Genomic DNA, 1395 nt, shown 5'->3' with positions numbered 1-1395 from the left:
TCGAACAATGGAGGAAACACGACAACACGAAGCGACCATACAGTACATTGGGCTACCGCCCTCCCGCCCCGGAAATCATTGTCACGATGGACCCAAGGCCGGTCATGCACTAACAATCAAACCGGACCACTTAGGTGGGGTTGATCAAACCCATTCGCCATGCGATTAATTGCCGATGCTTGTTCGAACCAGAACCTCTGATCGGTGGTAAGGCCATCATAGCCTGATAAAATATCATATGCCTGCCAATAGTCGTCGTGAGAGTTTAGGGTGTTGTTTATTGAAACAAGGTCGGAAGAGTTAATTTCTACCATAGACTACCTCTTAATACGCCATGAGTTTACTAGAAAAAACGCAGCTTTTGCCGGTTGCATCCAGCTTCGTTCAGACCAAATAAGGTGTTCTGGAAACAGAAGGTAGAGGATCGTATTCGTTTCTAGTTCTCTAACTTTTCCATCGCAGAGCGGCTGTACATTTCGCCGGTTAGATGTTCCATTCATCACATTGCATCTAAGGGAGGCGATTAATCCGTCTCCCTGTTCATAGAGGCGATAGTCCACATTAGAATGATCCGAATTTAGCGAGAGGTAACCAGCAGGAGGCAGACTGCCTTGCGTGTAGGTCGTCAGGTGCCCCTGAAACAAGTTTGGCGCTGTTCCGCGACCCTCTTGATACCTGTCAAACGGGCGCGTTACGTCCAGCGGAGCGGTCGAGGCATTGGCTCCTGCCCACTCAATGCTAATCCTGACAATATCGGAATCGTCTGGATTTTGAGGATCACCGGTAATGTCGGCATCATAAAACAGGTTCCGATTAACGGGCTTCAATGTGTCGAGATTGAAAGCAAACCCGCCAATCGCTTCGTTGTCACCCACCAGACTTCTGTCATATCGACCATCTTCGGTGAAACCCGTCCTGTGCTGAACGCGTTTTAACGCTTCAACCAAGTGATCACGGTCTTTTATAATTTCCTCTGCTTCGTTCGAAAGATAAGGGTTGCGATATTTAACTAGGAACGAAAACCAAACGCCCTGCTGCCAATGATAACCTATCGGTTCATTTGCAATCTCAACTTGCTTATCTCCTTCCGCCGAGGCTTCGAGGCCGGACGCGACAACTTCACCTGCCCCCCAAAAGACCAGAGCAAAAAGAGCAAGAAGGCGCCGACAACGTTCGTTTTCCTTACTCCAAATCATGTCCGGCTTTTCTCTTCACTTCAAAGGTTGCAATCACAGCGGCTGGCTATCTTGATCAACCCCACCTAAGTGGTCCGGTTTGATTGTTAGTGCATGACCGGCCTTGGGTCCATCGTGACAATGATTTCCGGGGCGGGAGGGCGGTAGCCCAATGTACTGTATGGTCGCTTCGTGTTGTCGTGTTTCCTCCATTGTTCGA

At 49.1% G+C, this 1395-nt stretch carries 1 protein-coding gene; it reads right to left on the bottom strand.

The window, feature by feature from the left end; all coding sequences use genetic code 11:
• Positions 1 to 317: 317 nt before the first annotated feature.
• Complete coding sequence (locus FLO80_RS21685; protein WP_146611099.1) at positions 318 to 1196, bottom strand: hypothetical protein; 879 nt, start codon at positions 1194 to 1196, stop codon at positions 318 to 320.
• Positions 1197 to 1395: the final 199 nt, after the last annotated feature.

The organism is Aquicoccus porphyridii, from assembly GCF_008369105.1.
GTDB lineage: Bacteria > Pseudomonadota > Alphaproteobacteria > Rhodobacterales > Rhodobacteraceae > Aquicoccus > Aquicoccus porphyridii.
This window is presented reverse-complemented; position numbering and strand designations above follow the sequence as displayed.

What these genes read in the sequence shown, in the direction of transcription:
- FLO80_RS21685 (WP_146611099.1), bottom strand. Translation starts at nt 1,196, where the DNA reads ATGATTTGGAGTAAGGAAAACGAACGTTGTCGGCGCCTTCTTGCTCTT.